The 23436-nt window shown below is 71.4% G+C and carries 19 protein-coding genes and 1 riboswitch; of the genes, 9 read left to right on the top strand and 10 right to left on the bottom strand.

The window, feature by feature from the left end; genetic code table 11:
* Window positions 1-44: 44 nt before the first annotated feature.
* Window positions 45-197 (bottom strand): hypothetical protein, encoded by a 153-nt coding sequence (locus P1V51_23370; GenBank protein ID MDF1565995.1) that lies wholly within the window; start codon window positions 195-197, stop codon window positions 45-47.
* 92 nt (window positions 198-289) lie between these two features.
* On the opposite strand from P1V51_23370, the gene P1V51_23365 reads away from it, so the two are divergent.
* On the top strand, window positions 290-1420 hold the full coding sequence (locus P1V51_23365) for a hypothetical protein (GenBank protein MDF1565994.1): 1131 nt from the start codon (window positions 290-292) through the stop codon (window positions 1418-1420).
* A gap of 6 nt (window positions 1421-1426) precedes the next feature.
* Here P1V51_23365 and P1V51_23360 read toward each other — a convergent pair whose 3' ends face one another.
* Complete coding sequence (locus tag P1V51_23360; GenBank protein MDF1565993.1) at window positions 1427-2221, bottom strand: crotonase/enoyl-CoA hydratase family protein; 795 nt, start codon at window positions 2219-2221, stop codon at window positions 1427-1429.
* Between the two features lie 112 nt (window positions 2222-2333).
* Here P1V51_23360 and P1V51_23355 point away from each other — a divergent pair, with 112 nt between their 5' ends.
* Window positions 2334-3215 (top strand): acyltransferase, encoded by an 882-nt coding sequence (locus P1V51_23355; GenBank protein MDF1565992.1) that lies wholly within the window; start codon window positions 2334-2336, stop codon window positions 3213-3215.
* Between the two features lie 15 nt (window positions 3216-3230).
* Here the strand turns inward: P1V51_23355 and P1V51_23350 are convergent, their stop codons facing one another.
* Window positions 3231-4148, bottom strand: coding sequence for an HNH endonuclease (locus P1V51_23350; protein ID MDF1565991.1), 918 nt, complete (start codon window positions 4146-4148; stop codon window positions 3231-3233).
* A gap of 228 nt (window positions 4149-4376) precedes the next feature.
* Between P1V51_23350 and P1V51_23345 the strand changes: the two genes are divergently transcribed.
* The 3 genes from P1V51_23345 to P1V51_23335 all read left to right on the top strand — a co-directional run bounded on the left by P1V51_23345 (window position 4377) and on the right by P1V51_23335 (window position 6798).
* A complete protein-coding gene (locus P1V51_23345; protein ID MDF1565990.1) occupies window positions 4377-4670 on the top strand; it encodes a type II toxin-antitoxin system Phd/YefM family antitoxin in 294 nt (97 codons plus the stop codon).
* Window positions 4671-4688: 18 nt separating this feature from the next.
* A complete protein-coding gene (locus tag P1V51_23340; GenBank protein ID MDF1565989.1) occupies window positions 4689-5012 on the top strand; it encodes a type II toxin-antitoxin system RelE/ParE family toxin in 324 nt (107 codons plus the stop codon).
* A 94-nt stretch (window positions 5013-5106) separates the two neighbouring features.
* A complete protein-coding gene (locus P1V51_23335; protein ID MDF1565988.1) occupies window positions 5107-6798 on the top strand; it encodes an AAA family ATPase in 1692 nt (563 codons plus the stop codon).
* A 4-nt stretch (window positions 6799-6802) separates the two neighbouring features.
* On the opposite strand, the gene P1V51_23330 is transcribed toward P1V51_23335, so the two are convergent.
* Window positions 6803-7693 carry a hypothetical protein gene (locus P1V51_23330; GenBank protein MDF1565987.1) on the bottom strand — a complete coding sequence of 297 codons (891 nt, stop codon included), beginning with the start codon at window positions 7691-7693 and terminating at the stop codon, window positions 6803-6805.
* A gap of 8 nt (window positions 7694-7701) precedes the next feature.
* Window positions 7702-7791: riboswitch (SAM riboswitch) on the bottom strand.
* 103 nt (window positions 7792-7894) lie between these two features.
* On the opposite strand from P1V51_23330, the gene P1V51_23325 reads away from it, so the two are divergent.
* Window positions 7895-8731 (top strand): hypothetical protein, encoded by an 837-nt coding sequence (locus P1V51_23325; protein ID MDF1565986.1) that lies wholly within the window; start codon window positions 7895-7897, stop codon window positions 8729-8731.
* 64 nt (window positions 8732-8795) lie between these two features.
* Here the strand turns inward: P1V51_23325 and P1V51_23320 are convergent, their stop codons facing one another.
* Window positions 8796-9980, bottom strand: coding sequence for an elongation factor Tu (locus P1V51_23320; protein ID MDF1565985.1), 1185 nt, complete (start codon window positions 9978-9980; stop codon window positions 8796-8798).
* A gap of 335 nt (window positions 9981-10315) precedes the next feature.
* Between P1V51_23320 and P1V51_23315 the strand changes: the two genes are divergently transcribed.
* The 3 genes from P1V51_23315 to P1V51_23305 are packed head-to-tail and all read left to right on the top strand — an operon-like array spanning window position 10316 to window position 11866.
* Window positions 10316-10981, top strand: a complete 666-nt coding sequence (locus P1V51_23315) for a hypothetical protein (protein MDF1565984.1) — start codon at window positions 10316-10318, stop codon at window positions 10979-10981.
* Between the two features lie 58 nt (window positions 10982-11039).
* Window positions 11040-11483 (top strand): hypothetical protein, encoded by a 444-nt coding sequence (locus P1V51_23310; protein ID MDF1565983.1) that lies wholly within the window; start codon window positions 11040-11042, stop codon window positions 11481-11483.
* Between the two features lie 29 nt (window positions 11484-11512).
* Window positions 11513-11866, top strand: a complete 354-nt coding sequence (locus P1V51_23305) for an arsenate reductase family protein (GenBank protein MDF1565982.1) — start codon at window positions 11513-11515, stop codon at window positions 11864-11866.
* On the opposite strand, the gene P1V51_23300 is transcribed toward P1V51_23305, so the two are convergent.
* The 5 genes from P1V51_23300 to P1V51_23280 are packed head-to-tail and all read right to left on the bottom strand — an operon-like array spanning window position 11863 to window position 23398.
* The gene (locus tag P1V51_23300; GenBank protein MDF1565981.1) at window positions 11863-12651 is read right to left on the bottom strand and encodes a hypothetical protein; all 789 of its coding nucleotides are present in this window, start codon (window positions 12649-12651) and stop codon (window positions 11863-11865) included. The two genes, P1V51_23305 and P1V51_23300, sit on opposite strands and share 4 nt — an antisense overlap.
* Window positions 12652-12705: 54 nt before the next feature.
* Window positions 12706-13350 (bottom strand): hypothetical protein, encoded by a 645-nt coding sequence (locus P1V51_23295; GenBank protein MDF1565980.1) that lies wholly within the window; start codon window positions 13348-13350, stop codon window positions 12706-12708.
* A gap of 43 nt (window positions 13351-13393) precedes the next feature.
* Window positions 13394-13819 (bottom strand): hypothetical protein, encoded by a 426-nt coding sequence (locus tag P1V51_23290; GenBank protein MDF1565979.1) that lies wholly within the window; start codon window positions 13817-13819, stop codon window positions 13394-13396.
* 57 nt (window positions 13820-13876) lie between these two features.
* Window positions 13877-14635, bottom strand: a complete 759-nt coding sequence (locus P1V51_23285; GenBank protein MDF1565978.1) for a 4'-phosphopantetheinyl transferase superfamily protein — start codon at window positions 14633-14635, stop codon at window positions 13877-13879.
* A 12-nt stretch (window positions 14636-14647) separates the two neighbouring features.
* Window positions 14648-23398, bottom strand: coding sequence for an SDR family oxidoreductase (locus P1V51_23280; protein ID MDF1565977.1), 8751 nt, complete (start codon window positions 23396-23398; stop codon window positions 14648-14650).
* Window positions 23399-23436 lie beyond the last annotated feature (38 nt).

Raw genomic sequence — 23436 nt, 5'->3', positions numbered from 1 at the left:
AAGGATACGCCGCCTTCTTCAACTCCTCGATCCACGACTTCTGCTTATATCTCCTCGTGGTCCTGTATCAGCAGGTAGGGGTAGCAGCTGCCACCACCCCCATCGTCGCTGCCGCCGTCGCTGCCCTCACCGCCGCCATCGCAGGCTGGCAGCGCCACCAGCATCAGCCCGGCCAGGGCGATCCATCGACTCACCATCGTCCGCCTCCCTTTCCCCGCCACGATACCTCCTTCGGGCGCCTCGGAGTGCGCCACCGCCGGCAGTGGTCGATCCCGGCTATGCTGTTCCGATGCGAGGCATCGGGGTCGGGTCGGGGCGGATCGGGTGGTTGCTCTTCCTGGGGGTCGTGGTCGGGCTGGTCCTTCCCGCGCGCGCGCTGGAGAAGCGGCTGGACCTGGCGGCCTCGGGGGCGCTGCCCTCGGTCGAGGTGGCGGGTACGGGCGCGGCGGCGGTCGTGGGGTGGCCGAAGGTCGGTGCTGGACCGGGGGGGATGGGCCGCACCGAGAAGTGGCTCACGGCCAGGCCCCGGCTCGACTGGTCCTGCGGCAACGCCTCGCGCGCGGCGGCGATCGTCGTGAGCACGAAGGCGGGGCCGAGCAAGCGCGCGCAGCGCATCGACCTGCGCGACCGCAAGCTCCACGGAGGACAGACCGAGGTCGAGCTCTACCTCTGGAGTCACGAGGCGGTGCGGGCCGCCTGCACCGGCGACCGGGAGTCGGGCCCGGTGGAGTCCGAGGTCGTCGTTCTCGAGCTCTTCTGCGAGGACCCGGCGGTGAAGGTGCCACCCCAGGAGAAGCGGCTCACCCTCCAGGTCACCTGTCTCCCCTCGGCCGATCCGGCGACCCACTTCGACCGGACGTTGTGGTGGGGAACGATCGACGCGCGCACGCCCTCGGTGGAGCCCTACGAGCTGAGCGCCGGGAAGAGGAGCGAGGTCAGCGTGACCTACCGGAAGCTGGTGCGGACCCTCTACCCGCGGCCGGTGAAGCTCGAGCTGGTGCGGGTGGACGCGAAGGGTGGAAAGCCGCGCGCCCTGAAGACCTGCTTCGAGGGAGCCGAGCCACCCGACGACGACCCGGAGCCCTGCGTCACGAAGCTGCCCTTGACGCTGAAGAGCGGGGGCGAGGCCCGCTTCGCCACGCGCGCCACCTGGCCCGACGGCACGAGCGCCTTGTCGGAGGCGGTGACCCTGCGGGCGCCCACCGCCGAGGAGCTCGCGAACCGGATGACCCCGGCCGAGCGCACGGCCGTCTTCGAACGCACCCGGGCGGCGATCGACGCCCATGACTGCGGCGAGGCGCTGGTGGAGGCGCTGAAGGCGGTGGAGGGCGTCAGCGACGCGGGCATGAGCTCGACGGGCGACGTGTGGTGGCAGTTCCGGGACGGGATGCCCGTCATGGTCCACTGCCACCACGAGTAGCGCGCGCTACTCCGGGTCCGCGAACTCCGGATCCCGCTTCATCATGTTGGCCTGGATGGCCTCCATCTGGTTCGGGCTGCCCAGCAGGGTCATCTGGAGCTCGGTCTCCAGCACGAGGGCGTCGGCCACCGACATCGCGGGCGCCTCGTTCAGGAGCCTCTTGCCCGCGCGGATGGCGTGAGGGGACTTGCTGGCGATGAGCCGCGCGGTCTCGAGGGCCTCGGCCAGCGGATCCTCGCAGACACGGGTGGCCAGGCCGAGCTGCACGGCCTCGCTGCCCGGCACCTTGCGGCCGGTGAAGGTCAGCTCCTTGGCGACGTCCAGCGGCACCAGGCGCGGAAGGGTCACGCTGATGCTCATGTCGGGGATGAGGCCCCACTTGATCTCCATCACCGAGAGCTCGGCGTCGGCGGCGACGTAGCGCAGGTCGGCGCCCAGGGCGATCTGCAGGCCGCCGCCGAAGCAGACCCCGTGGACGGCGGCGATGACCGGCACCGGCAGCTCCTGCCAGATCCAGGCGATCCGCTGCACGAGGTTGGCCGGGCTCTTCTCGTCGCGCCCCAGCAGCCTCGGGATCAGATCGGGGGAGGCCATCACCGAGGCGAAGTCGAGGCCGGCGCAGAAGGCGCGGCCCTCGCCGTGGAGCACCACGGCGCGCAGGCTCTTCTCGGCGAGGAGCTTCTCGCCCGCCTCGATCAGCCCCTCGAACATCGGCCCATCGAGGGCGTTGAGCTTGTCGGGGCGCGAGAGGCGGACGGTGGCGACGTGATCTTCCAGGGTGAGCTGAACGCGGTCGGTCATGAAAGCTCCGGGTCGGGGGATCGTGAGCCCGGATGATGGCCTAGACTGAGGCCTTGCGGGAACCGCCGCCGGGACCCATCGCTCCTCTCGCCCCGGGAGTCCGATCTCGATCATGCGTCCTGGCTCCACCCTCCGCGGCGTCTTCAGCACGACGGTCGTGTGCCTCAACACCTGCGTCTGTGTCGCCCCGCTGATGTTCGTCACCGGGCTGAAGCTGCTGGTGCCCCTGCGATCCTTCCGTGACCTCTGCACCCACGTGTTGATCTGGATCGCCGAGACCTGGGTGGCGGTGAACAGCTGGTGTCTTGACTGGGCGCTGCCCACGCGCTGGGAGATCGAGGGGCTCGAGGGCCTCGACCCGGAGGGCTACTACCTCGTCGCCTGCAACCACCAGAGCTGGGCCGACATCCCGGTGCTGCAGCGGGTCTTCCACCGACGCATCCCCTTCCTGAAGTTCTTCCTGAAGCAGGAGCTGATCTGGGTGCCGATGCTGGGCGTGGCCTGGTGGGCGCTCGACTTCCCCTTCATGAAGCGCTACTCGCGGGCGCAGCTGGAGAGGCACCCCGAGCTGCGCGGCAAGGACCTCGAGACCACCCGCAAGGCCTGCAGGAAGTTCGAGCACCAGCCGGTGACGATCCTGAACTTCCTGGAGGGCACGCGCTTCACCCCCGGCAAGCACGCCCACCAGGGCTCGCCCCATCGCCACCTGCTCAAGCCCAAGGCGGGCGGCCTCGGCTTCGTCCTCGGCGCGCTCGGCTCGAAGATCACCACCTTCCTCGACGTCACCATCGTCTACGGTGCGAGGCCGCACTTCTGGGATTTCCTCTGCGGCCGCCTCCCCACGATCCAGGTGCGGGTCGAGGCGCTGGAGATCCCCGCCGAGCTCCTCGGCCGCGACTACCTGGAGGACGAGGCCTTCCGCGACGCCATCCAGCAGTGGGTGCGCGAGCGATGGGAGGCGAAGGACGCGTTGATCGAGGAGCTGAAGGGCTGAGAGGCAAAGGTCGGTCTAGGCGCCCAGCAACCTGTCCGATCTCCACTCCAGGCCCTCCGGGGACGGTCGATACGCGTGGTCTTTCGGAAGTAGCAGGGACTGCCCATCCAGGGTGGTCAGGTCTCTCTCTCCGCTGGAGCGTCGAGGATCCAGGAGCGGAGAGGCCCTCCACCTGCCATCGGGGGCAGGGGCGATGAGTGCGCGGTCCATCGCCCAGTGATGGTTCTTGCAGAGCGCCATGCCGTTCGAGGGGTGGTCGTTTCGCGACTCGGCGAAGGGAATCACATGGGCCGCATCGACGATCTTGTGGCCACGGATCTCGAGTCGTAGCCCGCAGGCGCAGCACTGATTGTCGTAGTGACCCAGGACGATCCTCCGGAAAGCGGAGGTGCGGCCGGCCCGATACTCGTCCAGACCCTCGGACCCATCATCCTCGGCGACCACGCCGGGGTCACCGGCAAGCCGAGCCAGTGCGTCGCCGTGCAGTGGGAAGTACCGGGTCACCAGCGCCGCCCGGATTCTTCGGCGGTTGTGCGGAGTGCCCAGGAGTCGCGTCACGTCAGGATCGAGCTCGGCCCAGGCCGAGCCGAACTGGGCGACGGTGGGCGGGCCGGCGAGCTCGAGGACTCCTGCTGCGCCGCGGTCCTCCCGCGGGTGCCAGAACCCCTCGGACCGCAGGTGGAAGAAGGGGTACTGGGGAGTGTTCTGGTCGTTCAGGTGCTTCACGACCCCGAGGTACTTCGAAAATCTCTCCCGCAGCGGCGCCGACCATTCGACCCGGCCTTCGGTGATCTCGCCAGCCTCGAAGAGATCCAGCACGGCGAGCAACATGGCGGGCTTGTGAGGGCGCTCATGTTGAGCGCGACCGTCGCCGATCAGCCCGACGTTGAGGTCGTAGAGTTTCTCGGTGAAGGAGTCGACGGTCAGGGGCACGGGCTTGGTTTCCGGAGGTGTCGGGTGATCCCTGCTCTCGAGAAGCCTTATAGCAGCGAGACCGGGTCGGTTGCGGTCAGCGGTCCGCGAGAGGCGGGCGATGTCAGGGGGCCATGCTACGAAGGAAGCCGATGGCATGGGTGCAGGCCAGGCTCGATTCGTGGCAAGATGGGGCAGAATATGGATCTAAATAAAGATCCAAAAACGGATCATCAAAAGGAGCCTGGAATGCGACCCCTGCGAGTCTCGGAGAACATCGTTCCGGTGAGTGAGTTCAAGACCCGGACGGCGGAGTGGCTCCGTCGCCTGGGGGAGGAGTCGGAGCCGATCGTCATCACCCAGAACGGCCGGGCCGCGGGTGTTCTGCTCTCCCCGGAGGCCTACGATCGGCTGGTTCGCCACATCGACTTCGTAGCGGCCGTGGAGGAGGGCCTGGCCCAGTCAGAGGCCGGTCCGGTGAGCGGTCATGAGGAGGTCGCCGCGAGAGCGCGGCGGCGGCATCGCCGTTCTCGCAAGCGTTGACCTGAGGAGGTGGCGGGGGTGGAGAGGCCAGCGGCGATCGCCTGGACCGAACGTGCGACCCGAGATCTCGACGAGATCGCCGACTTCATCGCGGAGGACAATCCAGGCGCTGCATTCGAGTGGGTGGAGAGCATCCTCTCTGCCGTCGAGAGTGCGGCCGGATTTCCGCTCGCGGGCCGGCTGGTACCGGAGTTCCCCGAGCGGCAGGACCTGCGCGAGCGGCTCATCGGCACCTACCGGATCGTCTACCGGGTCAGACCTGGCCAGGTTACGGTCCTCACGATCTTCGAGGGCCATCGCAGGTTGCCGGATCCTGCGGTCGGTGGGGCGGAGGACGAGTAGAGGAGCTTCCGTGCCGGTGGCACGGGTGAGTCGGACCGACCGGTGCGCTGATGCGATGGGGTCTGGCCGCCACTCGTGGCAGAATCCCCCCCCGATGCCCGCTCCCACCCCCGGCCTCCATCCCGGTCTCTCACCGCGCTCGGGTGCGCCCGAGTCGGAGCGGGGGGTGTGGACGGCGCTCTCCAAGCACCTGCCGGCGGGGTGGTGGGCCTGGCACTCGCTGCGGATCCGCGATCACAAGAACCTGCTGGGGGAGGGGGACTTCGTCATCGCCGACCCGCGCCGCGGGTTGCTGGCGCTGGAGGTGAAGGGCGGACAGCTGGTGCTGCGCGGCGGGCACTGGTGGCAGAACGGCCGCCGCATGGAGAAGGCGCCGCGGGAGCAGGCGGAGCGCTTCGTCCACCGGCTCGTCCGGCGGCTGGAGGAGCTCGGGGTCGAGCCGCCCCCCTTCGGCGCGGCGGTCTGCTTCCCCGACATGACCTTCGACAACGAGGTGGGACAGGACGACCTCAGGGGCGTGGTCATCGGGCGCCGGCACCTGGAGTGGCTGGACAAGGCCCTCGGTGAGCTGATGGAGGACGCCCTGCCGCCCCACGCTCCGCGCAACGACCGCTGGATCCGGGCCCTTCACGAGCTCTGGGGCGACTCTTGGGTGCCGCGCCTCTCCCTCGGTGCGCGGGTCGAGGACGTGCGCGAGCAGTGGCACGCCCTCGACGTCCACCAGATGGCGGTGCTCGAGGGGCTGATGGCGAACGAGCGGATGCTGGTCCACGGGCCGGCCGGCTCGGGCAAGACCCTGCTGGCCGCCGAGACCGCCCGCCGGCACGCGGCGAAGGGGATGAAGACCCTGCTGGTCTGCTTCACCAACAGCCTGCGGCGCTTCCTCGACGAGAGCCTCGAGGGGATCGAGGTGAAGACCCTGAGCGACCTGGCCTTCGACATCCTGCGGACCGTCGGGCACGTCCCGGAGAGCGCCGCGGAGACGCCGGCCACCGAGGCGGCGTTCTGGGCCGAGCTGCCGCTGAAGGCGGCGGAGGCGGTCGAGCTGCTCCACGACGAGGATCGCCCGGACGCCATCGTGGTGGACGAGGCGCAGGACCTCACCGAGAGCGCCTGGCTGCTGCTCTCGAACCTCGCGGAGGGGCGGCGGATGTGGGCCTTCGCCGATCCCGACCAGGCCTTCTGGCCGGACCGCCGGCCGCCGAAGACCGAGTTCCCCTTCACCTTCGATCTGCGGGCGAAGCTGCGCTGCCCGCCGGGCATCTCGGCCCTGGCCGACGAGTACCGCCAGGAGGCCGGCACCCCGGACCCCACCGACGACCCCGAGCACGCCGAGGTCATCGGCCGGGCGCTCGAGGAGGGCATCCTCAAGATCGTCGGCTGCCCCAGCGCCTCGTCGGTGCCGGAGAAGGTGGGCCGGTGCATCGATCAGCTCCTCTCGGAGGGCCTGCAGCCCGGCGACATCTTCGTGGTCAGCCTGCGCGGTCAGACCGCAGAGGAGGGGATGGCGAAGGCCGCCCGCATCGGCCGCCACGAGGTGGTGCGCGCCGACGCGCCCGACATGCGCGAGAAGATCGTCGCCGACACCTTCCTGCGGGTGAAGGGCCTCGAGCGCCCGGCGGTGATCGTCACCGACCTGCGCCTGATGGACGGCGCCAGCGACGCGGACCGCCGCAGCCGCAACGCGCGGATGCACATCGCCCTGACCCGCGCGCTCGTCTGCGCCCGCATCGTCGCCCCCGGCGAGGTGCTCAAGGGCGACGAGGTGCTGCGGCGGCTGCTCTAGCGGCTCATTCCCAGATCTCCTCGACGATGGGGCGCAGGCGACGGGCGAGCTCGCCGAACTGCTCCTGCACGTGCTCGCGGTGCTCCTCCCTCACCTCCACCAGGAGCTGGTGGAAGGTGCGGCCGGGGAAGTCGCAGATGGGCTCGCCGATCTCGGCCCAGAAGGGGCCGATCTCCTCGAGCTGGCGGTGGTCGCCGAGGGGCGGCCACTCCAGCTGCGGGAGCCGGTCGAACATGGGCAGGCCCTCGAGGTGGACCTCCCAGTCGAAGCGCGCCTCGTGCTCGGGCTCGAGGCAGCAGAGCAGGTGGCGGACCTCCTCGACGGCAGCGAAGTCCTCGTCGAACCAGACGTCGCCACCGAGGTCGCCGGAGCAGACGACGACGAAGCCCTCGTCCGGCTGCAGCTCATCGACCTCGTCCTCGTCGACCTCGTCGTCGTCGGGGAGCTCGTGCCGGTCGGGGAAGTGCCGGTCGAGCATGGCCTCGAGTTGCTCCTTCGAGGTGGGCGGGGGCTCGCGCACGCCCTCACCGGTGGGATCGAGGTCGAGGTTCACACCTCCGGTGAGCCCGACGCCGCCCCAGGGGGGCTCGTCCGACTGCTTCCGGCGTCCGTCGGGCTCCAGGTAGACGGCGTCCCTCGGACCGAAGACGACACAGACGCTCTTGCCCTGCTGGCGGCAGAGCAGCTCGGCGCGCGCGATCAGGGCCTCGCAGCGCTCCGGCGGCCAGCCCGGCCCCTCGCCCGGGGCCGGGTCGAGGAACTGGAGGATCTTGCCCGGGGCCGGTGGGTGCTCGGGGGCCGTCTCGATCGGCTGCACGGGCAGCCAGTGGTAGACGCCAGCGATGAAGCGGACGCAGATCCGGGGATAGGAAGAAGTAGCGGATGCCTTCGGCATGGCGGGTCTCCTCATCGGTCGGGCATTGCCACCGTGCGCTGTCCGCGTCGGTTGGCCAGGGGTCAACGGGCCCGTCCCTCACCCTGTCGTGATGAATGTCTGACTGTCCCCAGGGTACCGCAGGTGTGTGACGGATGAGGGCAGAGTCTCGTCCGGCCCTCGACGTCCTGATCCGTCAGACCCACCCGCTACCTTCAAGGCATGGACGGGAAGGGCGAGAGCGGAGCGAGGCTGCTGGCGCGGGCCCGCAAGGGGGTGAAGGCCGAGGTCGAGGCGCTGATCCACGAGGTCGACGGGACCACCCGGTCCGAGTGCTTCGATCGATTGATCGGCCGGATGGCCTGGCACTGGCACTACTCCTTCCACAACCAGCACCTCATCGCCGAGCAGCGGCCGACCGCGACCCGGGTGCGAGGGAAGAGCCAGTGGGCCCGGGAGGGTCGGGTCGTGCGCAAGGGCGAGCAGGCGATCCTCATTTACACGCCGGGGAGCGACACGGGCTGGCCCTTCCGGATGGCCTGGGTCTTCGACGTGCTCCAGACCGACGGCCCCGAGGGGGCGCCCCGGATCGTGCGCGAGGCCGAGGCCTGGCTGCCGGCCATCGAGGCGGCGGCCCAGTGGCTGGGCATCGCCCTGCGGCCGCTGTCCCGCAGCGAGCACCTGGTCATCGGGCTGCTCGGCAACGCCTCACCGGACTCGGTGGGGATCCGTCACGACCTGGCCCCCCACGAGCGCATCCGGGTGCTCTGCCACGAGTACGCCCACGTCCTGCTCCACCTGGAGGCGGGGCAGGTGCTTCCGCCGCGCGAGCAGCGCGAGATGGAGGCCGAGGCGGTCTCCCACGTCGTGTGCCGGGCACTGGAGGTCCCCCTCGGCAACGGTCTCGAGTCGGCGGCCGAGTACATCGTCTGGAACGGGGCCAGCACCGCTGACCTGACCCGCTCCCTGCGGCGCATCACCTCGGCCGGCAAGGCGATCCTGACCGCCATCGAGGGGCGCCGGCCCCGCAGCCGGATCCCGGCCTGGAAGGCGGCGTAGAGGCGGCGCCCCGCCGGATGCAGTGGATCCAGACGGGACGCCGCCCCCTCTTGATGCATCGCCGCTAGGCGCCGACCTCGGTCACGACGCCGGCGCCGACGGTCTTGCCGCCCTCGCGGATGGCGAAGCGCATGCCGACCTCGATGGCCACGGCCTTGCCCAGCGAGAAGGCGAGGGTGGTGTGGTCACCGGGGGCGACCAGCTTGCCGGCCTCGGGCTCGAGCACCGCGGTGACGCTGGTGGCGCCGAAGAAGAGCTGCGGCGTGTAGCCCGCGCCGAAGGGGGTGTGGCGGCCGCCCTCCTGCTCGGTGAGCACGAAGACCTCCGCCTTGCCCGCCCGGCGCGAGCGCACCGAGCCGCTGGCCGCGACCACCTGGCCCCGGGAGACGGAGTCCCGCTCGACGTTGCGCAGGAGGAGGCCCACGTTCATGCCGGCCTCGGCCCGGGGGATGTCCCGGTGGAAGGCCTGCATGCCGGTGACCACCGCCTGGCGCAGCGGCTCGCCGGCGCCCGAGAGCCCGATGAGCTCGACGGTCGCCAGGGGCTCGAGCACCCCGCGCTCGACGCGGCCGGTGACCACGGTCCCGCGCCCCTTGATGGTGTGCACGTCCTCGACGGGCATGAGGAAGGGCGCCTCCAGGTCCCGCACGGGATCCGGGAGGTGCTCGTCCATCACGGCCACGAGCCGGTCGATGCACTCGACCTCGGGGGCGTCGAAGCGGCCCTCCTCGGCGGCACGCAGGGCCTCGCGGGCGGAGCCCCGCACGAAGGGGACGCCCGTGTAGCCCTGGGCCTCGAGGAGCTCGGCGGTCTCCAGCTCGACGAGCTCGAGCAGATCGGCCTCGGCGATATCCACCTTGTTCACGAACACGACCAGGTGCTCGATGCCCACCTGCCGGGCGAGCAGGACGTGCTCGCGGGTCTGGGGCTGCGGCCCCTGCGAGGCGTCCACCAGCAGGATGGCGCCGTCCATCTGGGAGGCACCGGTGATCATGTTCTTCACGTAGTCGGCGTGCCCGGGGCAGTCGATGTGGGCGTAGTGCCGCCTTGCCGAGTCGTAGCGCACGTGAGCGGTGTTGATGGTGATCCCCTTCTCACGCTCCTCGGGGGCGCGGTCGATCTCGTCGAAGCGCAGCGCTTCGCCGCCATGACGGGCAGCCATCACGGAGGTGAGGGCTGCAGTCAGGGTGGTCTTCCCGTGATCGACGTGGCCGATGGTGCCGACGTTCAGGTGCAGCTTGGGGTTCATGGTTCTTCTCCTTGGTTGGGGTCGGGGCCTCCTTGCGGCCCCGGGGGTTTGCCCGCCGGATTGCGGGCAAAAGAAAAGGCCCCCTCCGGTCATCGTCCGGAGGGGGCCTCGTGAAAGCCGTTCGATCGCTTCGATCAGACGCTAGCGGTCCACCTCCGGGGCGCAGGAATCCAGTTCCGCGCCGGACAGATCACTGCCGGTGCGGCCGGAGAACGCGCTGCTGGTGAAGCGAAGCATCATTTCGCGCGCACCCTCGCAGGTCGGCACCCCGGAAGTCAAATCGGTCGAGTGGCCCGGCGCTGGCATTTCCCGTCCCGCGGATCTGATTGCCGGGGATGACCTTCCTGCGACGACTCACCGTGCTCGGCGTCACCTTCGCTGCCCTCTTCTTCGTCTGCGGCTGTGGCGGCTACGGCGCCTGCGAGTTCTGGGGCACGGCCGGTAGCGGCGAGGACTTCTACTACTGCTGGCAGGGAGAGGAGCGGGAGTTCTGCGAGTCGGCGGAGGGTCCGGGGCTGAACGTCGCCTTCCACGAGAACAAGCAGTGCAAGGCCATCGGCTACGAGAACCACTGCACGGACGAGGAGGTCGCGCCGGGGATCGAGGACAAGTGGACCGCCGCGGCGGCCTGCAGCGAGGCCGAACCCCCGGTGGGGCGGGAGCCGGGCTCGGGCACGGGGGAGGGCGAGTGCCTGGTGGGGACCTGGGACACCGATCCCAACCCGACCTGCCTGGACCAGTTCTCGACCTACACCTTGCGCTCCGATGGCTCCGCCATCACCTACACGCCCGAGTGCACCGGTCAGTGCAACAAGCAGGACAACTTCGTCGAGTTCACCTGGACGAGCGACAGCGAGTTCTCGGGCACCCTGACCCTCACCTATGGACGCACCGTGACCTGCGGTCAGGAGCGGAACCTCCCGGAGCAGACCGTCAGCACCGCCTTCACCTGCAACGAGACCACGGCGGTGGTCGATGGGGTCACCTGGCACCGAAAGTAGGTCACCGGGAACAGAACCGGGCGCCCGGAGGTATGATCTCCACCAAGGAGGAGCTCCCATGTCCGGATCCGAGACCAGGAAGAGCGCCGGGACGAACTGGTTCCGGGTGATCGGCGTGGTGCTGCTCTGGGGTGGGGTCGGCGCCGCGATCTTCGGGTCGATGGCCTACCTCGACCTCGATCTGAACCTCTTCGACTGGCACCCGACCCCGGAGGCCTCGACCTGGGTGGCGCTGGGCGTGGGACTGCTGGGCCTCGTGGCGGTCCTCCCCCTCACCACGATCACGGACCACGCCTTGTCGGTGGCCGTGGCCTGGTTCGTGGTGGTGGGCCTGTGCATCTTCGGCCTCTACTTGCTGCCGGCCGAGCCCCTCTCGCCCGACACCCTGCTCGGCCGCGATCAGGCAAGCCCCCTCTGGTACCGGGGCGGCCGGGTGGTGGCGATGGCGCTGCCGGTGCTGCTCCTGGGCGCTCGCACCTTGCTCCAGCGTAGGCGTGCATGAGCTCGGGGACCGGATTAGCCTTCCGGTCCATGATCACGGTCTACTGTTACGACGGCTGCAGCACCTGCAAGAAGGCCCTGAAGTGGCTCGACCAGCACGGCCTCGCCGTGAGGTCGATCGACCTGAAGGAGAGCCCACCCTCGAAGGCCGCCCTGAAGAGGGCCTGGAAGGCCTCGGGGCTGCCCCTGAAGAAGCTCTTCAATGTGGCCGGGCAGTCCTACCGGGGCGGCGGCTTCAAGGAGCGGCTGCCGCAGATGAGCGAGGACGAGCAGCTCGCCTCGCTCGCCGCCGACGGGATGCTCGTCAAGCGGCCGCTGCTCGTCGGGGACGACGTGGTCCTCGTCGGCTTCAAGGAGGCCGACTGGGCTGCGGTCCTGCTCTAGCGCGGAACGATCAGCACCGGCGGCGGCGGCAGGGGCGGCGGCGCCAGGGGCGTGGCGGGCACCCGCACCAGCGGCGGGGGCGTGAGCCGCGGTGATGTCTCGGGCTCGGCCACGGCGCTGCCGGAGGGGACCGGATCACCCAGGCGGCTGCCCACCATCCGACGCCAGGCGGGGGCCGGCCCCAGGGCGCCGGGACGAGGGGGCTCCTGGCTGCCGCGGGAGGCGAGGACGCCGCCCCAGACGAGGTTCGCCAGGCCGACCGTGCCCAGGAGCCCGCCGAGACCGAAGCCGGTCCAGCCCAGGGCCTCGAGCACCAGGGCGCCGATGATGAGGTTCAGGTCCAGGTTCGAGCGCTCCATCAGGCTGCGGCCCCCGAGGTAGGCCAGGGTCCCGAGCCCACCGAGGGCGATGCCACCGATGAGCCGGGTGGCGCCCTTGCGGAGCAGCACCTTCGATCGATGGTGGGCGTCGTTCCAGGAGAGCCACCGGGCGCGCTGCTCGATCCGCTCGATCACGAGCCGGGGCAGGAGCTCCTCCGAGCGGGAGAGGAAGCGCCGGTAGCTCCTCACCGACTCCTGCAGGCGTCCCCAGCGCTCGAAGTTCTCCGCCCGGGCCAGGAGGGCCAGGTCGAGCTCCTCGTCGAGGAGCTTGGCCTTCAGGTAGGCCTTCTCCGCGTCCTCGTGCATCCCGGCGGCGAGGTAGGTGTCGGCCACCGCGAGCGGATCCTCCCCCGGGCCGGCCGCGTGGACCGGCTGGCTGGCCCCGAGGAGGGCCAGGGCGAGCAAGGTTGGGAGGATCGCGGGATGAGGCATGACACCCTCGGGAGGTGAGGGTGAGAGCTAGAGGCCGCCGGAAAAGAGTCGGCCGCCCGGGAGCACGGCGCCGTTCGGATCGAACTCCAGGGTCTCCTCCAACACCCTGGGACCCATCGGGTGCTTCGACACGTGCCTCAGCCGGTAGCGGCGGGGGCCGAGCTTCTCGAGCGACTTCACGGCGAAGCCCCGGTGGTCGCGGAGGGTCGTGAGCGAGACGAGCTCGGAGAGGTAGGCCGCCCGCTCCGCATCGCTCATGGCGTCCACGTCGAGAGGCTGTGCCTTGCGGAAGGTGGCGATCCACTCCGGAGTCGGAGCGTGACAGAGGCCGCTCACCCGGTGCTGCACGATGCGCAGGTCGGCGCTCACGCTGCCCGGATAGCCCGCGGCGGGGTTCCAGTGGATCAGCCGGATCAGGCGGTAGCCCGGGAAGTACTTCAGGGCGGGCGCCTCGGCGACCATCTTTCGCATCGCCGCCTTCTGCTGCTCGGTGCCGCTAACGAAGTGCCAGGGAGTGCCCTTCCCGTGGACGACGAGGTGGGCCTGCAGGCGCGCGATGGGATCCGGGCGCGTCGCCTCGGAGGGGGCCGGGGGGCGCTGGCTCAGCGCCGCCGGGGGCGTGAGCAGGATCGCGAGCAGGAGAGACCGGCCAGCAGTTACGAGCGAGCCCATCCGGGCAGCGTAGCACGCCGGCCCCGGCGCCTCCCGGCGGGCGTCAGGCGCCGCGGCGGCAGAGGGCGCGGCGCTCGAGGACGCCTCGCGCCCGGAAGACCACGTAGGGGTGCACGCCGAAGGTGGCGGCGACCTCCTCGGGGGCATCGTCGCAGAGGTGGTCCAGCCCGCGAGGGTGATCGCCGGCCGCGTCGAGGAGCGCCCGGGCCTCGCCACTCTCACCGTCGAGGAGCGCGCCCTCGGCCACCCGCACGACCTTCGGATCGATCGCGTCGACCTCGCGGTGGAGGTCCTGCCAGCCGTCGACGGCGTCGAGGTAGCTGCGGGTGGCGTCGATCACGAAGGGATGCACGCGCAACGCCACGGCGGCGTAGTCGAGGTGGGCGTCACGCAGGGTCGCGGTGCCCGAGGGCACGCGGGCGAGCTGCGCGAGCAGGCAGTCGAACTCACGGGAAGGAGCGGCGAGCATTCTTCTTTTCCCCCGGACGGTTACCCCACTCGACGCTACCGAGCGGGATCGGGTGGGTCAACGCGGATCGGGCCGGCGCGATCCAGTGGTGTGACCACTGGCGGGATCGCGCTCCAGGACGGCGAGGGTGAGGAGGTAGCCGGTGCCCTCGCACCAGCCGAGGGCGAGCTTGCCCTCCACCTCTTGCTCCAGCTCGCCCGCCAGACGGACGCCGAGGGGCTCGAAGCCCGGGGCGAGCGCGGCTGCGGGCGTGGGTGGGCTCTCCCCGATCTCGATGGCCCGGGTGTCGCGCCGCAGCCCGAGCCCCAGCGCCTTGAGCACCGCCTCCTTGCCGCTCCAGAGCCGGGCGACCGCCAGGCGACGCTGCGCCTCGTCGAGGTCCTCGAGGGCGGCCTGCTCGGCGGTCGTGAAGAAGGTGCGGGCCAGGGCGGGGCTGCGGTCCTCGATCAGCTCGAGGTCGATCCCGATGACGTGGGAGGGATCCGAGTCGACGGCGGCCACGCCGTGCGAGGCGCGGTGCGAGATCGAGAGGCAGACCGGCAGGCGCTCGCCAGAGAGCTCGGCGAAGGGGGCCCCCGAGTCCTCGTTGCGGATGGTGAAGGCCGAGGGCGCGATCACCTTGCCCTTCCAGGCCCGGTAGAGCTCGGTGAGGGCGAGCTTGGCCGCCCGCCGCCCGAGGAGCCACTTGCGGCGCCGCGCCTCGAAGCGCATCCGCCGCAGGAGGACCTCCTCCTCGGGCGAGAGCAGGCCCTCGGGCGCCCGGCTCTCGTCGAGGGCCGGGTCGTCCGCGGCGCGAACGATCTTCCAGTGGAGCAAGGCGCCGGTTCCCTAGGTCGCGGGCACGACCTCGCGGAAGGGCGCCAGCTCCTCCTCGGCCAGGGCGCCGGGGAGCTGCGAGGTGCGGTAGCCCTCGAGCTTGGCGTGGACCCGGCCCTCCGTGTCGCGGACCACGATGTCGAAGGCCGGCGCCTCGGCGCTGCCCGCGCTCGCGACCTCGGCGAGGAGCGCGCCCCGGGCAGCCTGGGGCCAGACGGTCACCCGCTCGAGCTTCGAGGGCAGCCCGAGCTGACCGGTGGCGCCGATCTCCCAGACGCCGGCCGACTGGAAGCCGAACTCCACCAGCCGCGGCAGGAAGAGCCCCTCACCACCGCGGGAGGTGCCCGCCGGCAGCTCGTCCTGGAAGACGCCGCGCAGGCCGCCGTTGCTGCGCTCGATCTTCGAGAGCACCTGATAGGCGGGGCCATGGAAGAAGACCCGGTAGATGGCCTCGCGGTCGAGGGCCGCGTCGGCGTCCTTCGGCCGGGGCAGGGCCTCGGGCTCGGGCAGGTGCTCTCGATCGGAGACCAGCACCACCCGCGCGGAGAAGTGGACCTTCTCCTGGGTCCGTCCGCCCACCAGGGCCTGCGAGGAGGAGAGCGCGACCTGGAGGTGGATCTCGTCGCGGACCCGGAAGGGCCGCGCCTGGACCAGCATCGTGCGAGCCTCGCCCCGGAAGTACTTCAGGGGTGCCTCGAAGGAGACCTCCTCCATCGCCTTGATGGTGTGGCGGGGCAGGAGCAGGCGGGCGGTCTCGGCGAAGGCCTCCAGGCCCATCACCCCCGGCAGCACCGGCGTCCCCTCGATCTGGTGATCGTGGAGGAAGGGCTCGGCGGTCGGGTCGGCCCGCAGGGTCACCGCGATCCCCAGGTGTGGGTTCTGCTCGACCGAGACGACCTCGAGGGTGCGCTCGGCGTCCTGACGCTGGAGGGCGCTCATCGCGAGCTCGCCGCCGGCCGGCGGCTCGAGGAGGATGCCCAGCCGCCGGCCGATGACGGCCTCGCCGCTGAAGCCGCTCTCGAGGGCCTGCCGGATCACCGGCACGCCGTCGGAGGGCTCGAGCATCTCGATGCCCGCCCGCGCCATGGCCTCGGGGATGTTGCCCCGGGTGGCCATGCCCAGGCCGCCCCAGGCCGTCCAGTCCAGGCTGACGGCCAGGTGGAAGGGGTGCCGCGCCGCCCAGTAGGAGGCGACCTTGCACATCAGGTCGTTGCCCGAGCTGTAGTCGGTCTGCCCGGCGTTGCCGAAGCGGCCGGCCACCGAGGAGAAGAAGACCACCGCCTCCGGCGGGTCGGCCTCGGTGTTCTTCAACAGGTTGAAGAGCCCGTCGGACTTCACGCCGAAGACCAGATCCCACTCCGCGATCTCCTTGGCGTCGAGGGCGCGTGAGCGCTCGAGCCCCGCCGCGTGGAGGATCACGTTCACCTTCTTGCTCTCGGCCCGGATCGCCCGGAAGACGGCGCCCATGGCCTCGTCGCTGGTGACGTCCACCGAGTGGTAGTGGGCCTTGCCCCCGGCGGCCTCGACGTCGGCGAGGACCTGCAGGATGGCGCCGGCCCGCTCGAGGTCGAAGAGGGTCTTCTCCACCTCCACCGGGGTGGCGCGGCCGCCCGCGGCCTTGATGCGCTCGAAGACCTCGCGCTTGAGCCCCTCGCGGTCCGCGCCGAGCTTCGCCACGTCGGCCTTCATCGCCTCGTCCGGCATGGGCCGGGCGTCGAGGAGGTGGAAGGTGCCCTTCGAGGCCCGCGCCAGGTCGTTCACGATGGCGGTGGTGACCGCCCCGGCGCCGCCGGTGACCAGGAAGACGGTCTCGCGGCCGAGCACCAGCGGCCGGCGCTCGCCCAGGGGCATCTCGGCGTGGGCCTGCAGGCCCAGGGTGTAGCGCAGGTCGCCGAGGTGCCCGACCTCGGTGACGCCGCGATCCCGCTCGAGCTCCGCGAGGAGGGTGGCGGCCACGTCGAGGGCCGTGGCGCCCTCGGCGAAGTCGACGACCTTCACCAGCGCCTCGGGCCGCTCGCGGGCCAGGGCCTTGGTGAAGCCGGTCACCGCGCCGCTCACCGGGTTGAGGGCGCCCTCCTCGCCGTAGCCGTGGAGGCCGCCGAGGCGGGTGGCGGTGAAGAGGAAGGTGCCGGCCTCGCCCAGCGCCTCGTAGAGGGCCCGGGCGGTGGAGCGCAGGAGCTTCACTCGATCGTCGTTGAGCTTGCGCCAGGCGGCGAGGTCCAGGTCGGCGAAGGCCGGCATGGGGTCCAGGCCGGTGAGCACGAAGGCGCCCTTCACGGGCCCCTCGGAGGCCCACTCCCGCACCTCCTCCTCGAAGGCGGCCGGGTCCTTGCGCACCTCGACCTTGGCGACCGAGGCGCCACGCTCGGTGAGGGCCTTGGCCAGCTGGGCGCCCGCGCCGCCGCCGTCACAGACGACGAGGATCCGCCCCTCGGCGCTCACGCCGGTGGGGCCACAGAGGGCGAGGGGAGCGCGCACCATCGGCACGGGCACCCGCGCCAGCTCGCGACCGCGATCGGCGAGCGCCGCCTCGCTCCCGCCGGCCTCCGCCGCGGGTCCGGCGGCGGGCTCGCTCGCCCCGGCCGTGGCCGCGCCGGCGTCCGGCCGGTGCTTGCGCACGAAGTCGATGACGTGCTGCAGGGTCGGGTACTCGGAGAGCTTGAGGTCGTCCTGGGGCGGGATGCCGAACTGCTCGCGCACCTGCCCGAAGACCTCGGCCTGCTTCACCGTGTCGATGCCCAGGTCGGCCTCGAGATCGAGGTCGAGCTCCAGCATGTCCTCGTCGTACCCCGTCTTCTCCGACACGACCGCCATCACAGCCTGAGCGATCGGGTCCATTCCGGCGGTCGACTGCCCTGCGGACGCCGTCCCCGTCCCCGGTCCCGTCACCGGGTTTGCCCCGGTGACCACGGCCCACGCCGGCTGACCGGTCGGCTCGACCGGCGCGGCGGGCGCTCCCCAGGACTCGGGGCTCGCCAGATCCGAGCGATGCAGCCGCACGAAGTCGATGACGTGCTGCAGGGTGGGGTACTCGGAGAGCTTGAGGTCGTCCTGGGGCGGGATGTCGAACTGCTCGCGCACCTGCCCGAAGACTTCGGCCTGCTTCACGGTGTCGATGCCCAGGTCGGCCTCGAGGTCGAGGTCGAGCTCGAGCATGTCCTGATCGTAGCCCGTCTTGGCGCTGACCACCGAGAGGACTGCCGCCACTACCGGGTCCACACCATCCGCCGCCGGCGCTACGGGCGCCGTCCCCGTCACCGTCCCCATCACCGTCACTGGAACGGGCGCCGCGGCCGCGAGATCCGGCCGGTGCTTGCGCACGAAGTCGATGACGTGCTGCAGGCTCGGGTAGTCCGAGAGCTTCAGATCGTCCTGGGGCGGGATGCCGAACTGCTCGCGCACCTCGCCGAAGACCTCGGCCTGCTTCACGGTGTCGATGCCCAGGTCGGCCTCGAGGTCGAGGTCGAGCTCGAGCATGTCCTCGTCGTAGCCCGTCTTGGCGCTGACGACGGCCATCACGGCCCGCGCGACCACGTCGACGGCCGCCACCGGGGCGGCCTGCGGCGCGGGGGCGGGCGCGGCCTGGGCGGCCGGGGCCGGCGCGGGCACGGTCGCCGCGAGGTCGGGGCGGTGCTTGCGCACGAAGCCGATCACGCTCGCCAGGGTCGGGTAGTCCGAGAGCTTCAGGTCGTCCTGGGGCGGGATGTCGAAGGCCTCCCGGACCTCGCCGAAGACCTCGGCCTGCTTCACGGTGTCGATGCCCAGGTCGGCCTCGAGGTCGAGGTCGAGCTCGAGCATGTCCGTGTCGTACCCCGTCTTGGCGGAGACCACCGCCAGCACCGCCTGCTCCACCGGATCCACTGCGGCGGCGGCGGGTGCGGGTGCGGGAACGGCCGCCGTCTGCGTCTGCTTCTGCGTCGGCGGAGGGCTCGCCGGAGTCACCGGGGTAGGTGCGAGCGCAGGCGCGATGGCCTGCTGCGCCCGGGCCACCGGCTGCCCGGCACCCTCGGCCAGCGCCGCCGGCGTGTCGCCGAAGGTCCAGCGCGAGGCCGCGACGGCGGCGCCCGGAGCGCCGGCGTCCTTCACCCGCAGGGTGCGATCGACGATCTCGAGGTTGGCCTGGTCGCGGCCGACGAGGCCGGCGATCCACCGATCGTAGGCAGCCTGATCGGCGACGCGCTGCTCACAGCCGGGGATCCGGCGGTAGAGGCTCATGGCCACCTGCGAGCCGAAGCCCGCGGCCAGGCGCAGGGCGAAGCGCACCGGGTACGCACCGCCCCGGGAGAGGTTCAGGGCGCCGAGCTCGGGGTCGGGCTCCTGGAAGTTCGGCACCGGCGGGACGATGCCCTTCTGGAGGATCTTCGCGGTGACCGCGTCCTCGATGCCCGCCCCCTGGGGGTGGCCGGTGAAGCCCTTGGTGTTGGCGATGACGATGTCGTCGGCGCCGTCGCCGAAGGTCTGGCGCAGGGCGTGGACCTCGGCCGAGGCGCTGCCACCCCGGGCGGGGGTGTAGGTCTCGTGGGAGATGAAGACCAGCTCCTTCGCGAGCTCCCGGCGGGCGAGCCCGTGGCGCCGCTCGGCGGTCGCCACCAGCCGCTCCATGATGCCGCCGATGTGGGCGACGTCGAGGCGCGTGCCGTGGAAGCCGCTGTTGGCGACCTCGCTGGAGAGGAGCTCGGAGATGCCGCGCATCCCGCGCTCGCGCAGGGCGTCCTCGGCCTCGAGGACCAGCCCGCAGGCGCCCATGCCGATGAGCATGCCGTTGCGGCGGCGATCGAAGGGCAGGGCGGCCCGCTTGACGTCCTCCTCGGTGGAGGCCGCGCCGGTGGCGAGGAAGCCCGTGCCGATCCAGGGCAGCAGGTTGTCGGAGGTGACGTCGTCGGCGGCGACGACGATCACCCGGCGGCAGCGCCCGCTGCGGATCCAGTCCTCGGCGATGGCCACGGCCTGGGTGGTCGACGCGCAGGCGGCGTTCACCTGGGTGTTCGGGCCTCGCGCGCCGAGGAGCTCGGCGAGCTGGGAGTGACCCATCGAGAGGATCTGGAAGAGGAAGCGCCGGTCGAAGACGTAGCGCGACTCGGCCGCGGCCTGCTCCAGCTCGGCGATGCGAGCGTCGAGGCGGCTCTTCGTCTCGGCGTCGGTGGTTCCCTCGCGCAGCTCCTTCAGCTCGGCGAGGACCTTCTCCTGCAGCCGCCCCCGGTGGAAGCGGTCGAGGTGGTCGACCAGGTTGTCCACGCCCGGGAAGGCCGAGGCGAAGACGATGCCGGTCTCGTCGGCGAAGGACTCGGGGAGCTGCCAGGCGCCCGGGAGCATCTTGCCGGTCGTGGCCTTGCGGTAGCGGCGCACCAGCGGGATGCCCGCGTCCTTGAGGGCCTCGAGGGCGGCGCCGATGGCCAGGCGGGTGGTGATGTCGAAGGCCTCGACCCGGGGGGCGTCGATGCCGAACTCGGCGGCCAGGTCGAAGGCGCCCCGGCGGGCGGCCAGGCGGATCACCTCGGAGGTGTCGGTGACCGGATCCATCGAGGGCTCGCCGACGTCGCGCTTCACCAGCCGCACGACGTTGCGCTCGAGCATCTCCTCGCGCTTCGCCTCGGGGATCGCCTCGATGAAGCTCTCGCCGGCGAGGATGCGATCGATGTTGGCGTCGTCGAAGACGCGGCCGCTCGTGCCGGGCAGGCCCAGGCCGGCGCCCGAGACCACGACGGACCCCCGCTGCACGGGTGCAGCCGTGGCGACCGGGCCCGCAGTCGGCGTCGGCCTCAACGTCGGCGTCTGCGGCCTCTCCCCGATCCCCTGGTAGAGAGCCATCCCCTGCTCCAGGAAGCTGGCGAAGAGGTGTCCGAGGGCCTGGTAGTCTGGACCGGCGGCGCTCGGGGCGGCCGGCGCAGCGGCCACCGGCGCAGGCGCGCTCACCGGAGCGGGGGGCGCGGCCACCGGCTGCGGCGGGGGCAGGGCCACCGGGCGCGGCCGCTGCGCGGCGCGGGGGAAGCCGGCGGCGTGGAGCCCGCACATGGCGTCGTGGAAGCTGCCCACGTCACCCCGCTTGGGGTGGTTCGTCGAGAGCGTGAGGACCCCCTCCCTGCTGCCGACGATGTCCTCGGCGAAGCCGGTGAGGACCCGCTTCGGGCCGACCTCGAGGAAGACCCGGGCGCCGGCGGCGTGGAGGGTCTCGATGCCGTCGACGAACTGCACCGGCGAGGCCATCTGCCGGGCCAGGCGGTCCCGCACCTCGGGCAGGCCGGCCTCGGTGTCGGGGTAGAACTGGCCGTCGACGTCCGAGATGATCGGGATCTTCGGGGGCGTCACCGGCATCGACTCGATGGTCTCGCGCAGGACCTTGGTGGCCGGCGCGACGATCTTCGAGTGGAAGGCGTGGGAGACCGGGATGAGCTGAGCGGTCATGCCCATCGCGTTGAAGGCCTCGACGGCCGCCTCGACGTCCTTCGAGGTGCCGGCGATGACGGTCTGGCGGGTCGAGTTGATGTTCGCGGCGACGACGTAGCCGTCCAGCTCGGCGAGCTTCGCCTCGACCTCGGCGCGGGCGCCGAGCACCGAGGCCATCTTCCCCGGGTCGTCGAGCGAGACCTCGGCCATGCCCTGGGCGCGGGCGCTGACGGCCACCAGGGCCTTGTCGAAGGGGAGCATCCCGGCGGCGACCACCGCGCCCCACTCTCCGAGGCTGTGGCCCATGACCATGTCGGGCACGATGCCGTGCTCGGCGAGGAGCCGGGTCAGCGCCACCGAGGTGGCGAGCACCGCCGGCTGGCAGACGGTGGTGTCCTTGAGGGCCTCCTCCGCCGCGGCCTTCGCGGCGTCGTCGTCGCCGTCGAAGAAGACGTACTCGGTGAGCGGCTTGCCGAGGATCGGCGTCATCACCTCGTCGGCCTCGGCGAAGGTTCGGCGCACGACCTCCTCGTCCTGGAGCGAGCGCAGCATGTTCACGTACTGCGAGCCCTGGCCCGGATAGAGGAAGGCGAGCTTGCCAGCGTCACCGGTGCCGTAGTGGCCACCCTTCGAGCGCAGGCGGCGCCAGGCCGCCGGCTTGCCCTTGGCGAAGGCCTGCAGGGCGCGCTCGCCCTTGTCGAGGAGGTCCTCGCGATCCTCGAAGGCGAGGGCCAGGCGGTGGGGGGCGTCGAGGGTCTCTCCCGAGGGGGCGACCCGCTCGGGCAGCGGCCCGCGCTTCGCGGTCTCGAGGGCCTCGCCCAGCTTCGAGGCCAGGGCGTCGGCGCTGCTCGCCCCGAGGGTGAGCAGATCGCCCAGGGGGGCGGGGAGGGCCTGCACCCCGCCCTGGGCGGCGGCGCCGATCGCGGCCGGCACCGACACCATCGGCTGCCGGGCGGTCAGCACGCCCGGCTGGTGCTCCTCGACCACGACGTGGAAGTTGGTGCCGCCGAAGCCGAAGGCGGAGACGCCGGCGCGCCGGGGCACGCCCGCGGGCTGCTCCCAGGTGCGGGCCTCGGTGTTCACGAAGAAGGGCGTCGCGGCGTAGTCGACGTTGGGGTTCGGGGATCCGAAGTTGATCGAGGGCGGCAGCACCTTGTGGTGGACGGCGAGCACGGCCTTGAGCAGGCCCGCGGCGCCGGCGCCGCTCTTGAGGTGGCCGATCTGCGACTTGATCGAGCCCAGGGCGATGCTGCCGGGCCGCGCGCCCGGGCCGATGACCTTGGCGAGGGACTCGACCTCCACGACGTCGCCCACCGGGGTCGAGGTGCCGTGGCCCTCGATGAGGGTGGCGGTGTTGGGCTCGAGGCCGGCCCGCTGCCAGGCCCGCTGCACGGCGAGGATCTGGCCGATGGGGTTGGGGGCAGTGATGCCCTTGCCCTTGCCGTCGGAGGAGGCGCCCACCGAGCGGATCACGGCGTAGATGCGGTCACCGTCGCGCTCGGCGTCGGCGAGGCGCTTGAGGACGAAGAGGGCGCCGCCCTCACCCATGACGAAGCCGTTGGAGCCGGCCGCGTAGGGGCGGGAGCCGTCCGGGGAGAGCGCGCCGATCTTGGCGAACTTGATGAAGGTGCTCGCCCCCATGTTGCGGTCCATGCCGCCGGTGACCACCGCGTCGAAGTGGCGATCGACCAGGCCCTGGATCGCCGCGTCGAGGGCGGCCAGGGAGGAGGCGCAGGCGGCGTCGGTGGTGTAGTTCGGGCCCCGCAGGTTGAAGACCGCGGCGATGCGCCCGGACATGATGTTGGTGAGCTCACCGGGCATCGTGTCCTCGGTGGTCTCGGGGTAGCGGGCGGCCAGCTGATCGTGCAGCCCCCGGGCGAGCGCCTGGCGGGCCGCCGCGTCGAGGCCCGCCCAGCCGGGGGTGGCCTCGAGGGCGCCGAGGATCTCGGGCTCGGCGAGGCGCAGGGAGGAGCGGTAGTGCTTCTCGCCGCCCATGGCGTTGCCGACGATGACGCCGGTGTTCTCCAGATCGAGGGGGGCCTTCAGATCCTCGAGGGCCTCACCCGCGGCCAGCACGCCCCAGCGCTGCCCCTCGTCCATCTGATCGGCGACCTTCGGGGGGATGCGGTACTTGCGCGAGTCGAAGGGCTGGTCGGCGACCCAGCCGCCGATCTTCGAGTAGGTCTTGTCCGGGACGGCCGGGTCCGGGTCGTAGTAGTCGGCGGCGGACCAGCGGCTGGCGGGCACCTCGGTGATCGAGCTGCGTCCGGCCAGGACGTTCTGCCAGAAGGTGGCGACGTCGCTGGCGTCGGGGAGGATGGCGCCGAGTCCGACGACGGCGACGGCGCGCTGGCTGGGATCGATGATGGCGTTGGACACGACGGTCTCCTGCTAGAGCTACGACTCTCTACTCGCGA

This window comes from Deltaproteobacteria bacterium (assembly GCA_029210625.1).
Lineage (GTDB): Bacteria > Myxococcota > Myxococcia > SLRQ01 > SLRQ01 > JARGFU01.
The sequence above is the reverse complement of the archived record's forward strand: the minus strand, read 5'-3'. Positions and strand labels throughout refer to the sequence as shown.